Raw genomic sequence first — 2767 nt, forward strand, 5'->3', positions numbered from 1 at the left:
TATCGTAATAAGGTATCTACACCTGAATACATAGGGTGTTAGAAGCGAACCTGGGGAACTGAAACATCTAAGTACCCAGAGGAAAGGACATCAAACGAGACTCCGCTAGTAGTGGCGAGCGAACGCGGACCAGGCCAGTGGCTTTTGTGAGCAAAGTGGAACAATCTGGAAAGGTTGGCTAAAGTGGGTGATAGCCCCGTACACGTAAAGTGAACAGAAGTCCTTGAGTAGGGCGGGACACGTGAAATCCTGTCTGAACATGGGTCGACCACGATCCAAGCCTAAGTACTCGTGCATGACCGATAGCGAACCAGTACCGTGAGGGAAAGGTGAAAAGCACCCCGACGAGGGGAGTGAAATAGTACCTGAAACCGAATGCCTACAAACAGTTGGAGCCCAAGGTTCGTCCTGGGTGACAGCGTACCTTTTGTATAATGGGTCAGCGACTTAGTCTGACGAGCAAGCTTAAGCCGGTAGGTGTAGGCGCAGCGAAAGCGAGTCTGAACAGGGCGTTCAGTTCGTCGGATTAGACCCGAAACCAAGTGATCTAGCCATGAGCAGGTTGAAGGTACGGTAACACGTACTGGAGGACCGAACCCATATCTGTTGCAATAGATCGGGATGACTTGTGGCTAGGGGTGAAAGGCCAATCAAACTTGGAGATAGCTGGTTCTCCGCGAAATCTATTTAGGTAGAGCGTCCAGCGAATACCCCCGGGGGTAGAGCACTGAATGGGCTATGGGGACTCACCGTCTTACTGATCCTAATCAAACTCCGAATACCGGGGAGTACTACTGGGCAGACACACGGCGGGTGCTAACGTCCGTCGTGAAGAGGGCAACAACCCTGACCACCATCTAAGGTCCCTAAGTTATGGCTAAGTGGGAAAGGATGTGAGGATCCCAAAACAACCAGGATGTTGGCTTAGAAGCAGCCATCATTTAAAGAAAGCGTAACAGCTCACTGGTCTAAATAAGGGTCTTTGCGCCGAAAATGTACCGGGGCTAAAGCCATACACCGAAGCTGTGGATGCACGTATGTGCGTGGTAGCGGAGCGTTCCGTAAGCCTGTGAAGGGACAGTCGTGAGACATCCTGGAGGTATCGGAAGTGAGAATGCTGACATGAGTAACGATAAAGGGAGTGAGAGACTCCCTCGCCGAAAGTCCAAGGGTTCCTGCTTAAAGTTAATCTGAGCAGGGTTAGCCGGCCCCTAAGGCGAGGCCGAAAGGCGTAGTCGATGGGAACCACGTTAATATTCGTGGGCCTGCAGGTAGTGACGGATCGCGTGTGTTGTAAGGTCTTATTGGATTGATCTTGCAGCGAAGCGGTTCCAGGAAATAGCTCCTGCATATAGACCGTACCCTAAACCGACACTGGTGGACTGGTAGAGAATACCAAGGCGCTTGAGAGAACTGCGTTGAAGGAACTCGGCAAAATGCACGCGTAACTTCGGAAGAAGCGTGACCTCCATGAAGGCAACTTTGTGGGGGTGGCACAGACCAGGGGGTAGCGACTGTTTACCAAAAACACAGGGCTCTGCGAAGTCGCAAGACGACGTATAGGGTCTGACGCCTGCCCGGTGCTGGAAGGTTAAGAGGAGATGTGCAAGCATTGAATTGAAGCCCCAGTAAACGGCGGCCGTAACTATAACGGTCCTAAGGTAGCGAAATTCCTTGTCGGGTAAGTTCCGACCTGCACGAATGGCGTAACGACTTCCCCGCTGTCTCCAACGCAGACTCAGTGAAATTGAATTCCCCGTGAAGATGCGGGGTTCCTGCGGTTAGACGGAAAGACCCCGTGCACCTTTACTATAGCTTTACACTGGCATTCGTGTCGGCATGTGTAGGATAGGTGGTAGACTTTGAAGCAGTGGCGCCAGCCATTGTGGAGTCATCCTTGAAATACCACCCTTGCCTATATGGATGTCTAACTGCGGCCCGTTATCCGGGTCCAGGACCGTGTATGGTGGGTAGTTTGACTGGGGCGGTCGCCTCCTAAAGAGTAACGGAGGCGCGCGATGGTAGGCTCAGAACGGTCGGAAATCGTTCGTCGAGTGCAATGGCATAAGCCTGCCTGACTGCAAGACTGACAAGTCGAGCAGAGACGAAAGTCGGTCATAGTGATCCGGTGGTCCCGCGTGGAAGGGCCATCGCTCAACGGATAAAAGGTACGCCGGGGATAACAGGCTGATGACCCCCAAGAGTCCATATCGACGGGGTTGTTTGGCACCTCGATGTCGACTCATCGCATCCTGGGGCTGGAGCAGGTCCCAAGGGTATGGCTGTTCGCCATTTAAAGCGGTACGTGAGTTGGGTTCAGAACGTCGTGAGACAGTTCGGTCCCTATCTGCCGTGGGTGTAGGAATATTGATAGGATCTGTCCCTAGTACGAGAGGACCGGGATGGACGTATCTCTGGTGGACCTGTTGTCGTGCCAACGGCATAGCAGGGTAGCTATATACGGACGGGATAACCGCTGAAGGCATCTAAGCGGGAAACCCACCTAAAAACGAGTATTCCCTATCAGAGCCGTGGAAGACCACCACGTTGATAGGCCGGGTGTGGAAGTGCGGCAACGCATGCAGCTTACCGGTACTAATAGCTCGATCGACTTGATCACTCCCATTATCTGTATCCATCAAGCTTCGCTTGACGAATACCAGCTTTAACTTCTGTCCTCACGCTGTCGCGGCTAAAGCCGCTTCGCTCCGGACAGGGCGCCGGAAAACCGGCGGCACGCAGTCGCGTGCTTATTGTTTATCAGTGC

At 52.9% G+C, this 2767-nt stretch carries 1 rRNA gene (only partly in view); it reads left to right on the forward strand.

Annotated elements, in window-relative coordinates:
- Positions 1 to 2620, forward strand: a 23S ribosomal RNA gene (locus tag D8666_RS23800); it begins 193 nt to the left of the window's first position.
- Positions 2621 to 2767: the final 147 nt, after the last annotated feature.

Origin of the sequence: Ochrobactrum soli, from assembly GCF_003664555.1 — a bacterium.
Lineage (GTDB): Bacteria > Pseudomonadota > Alphaproteobacteria > Rhizobiales > Rhizobiaceae > Brucella > Brucella teleogrylli.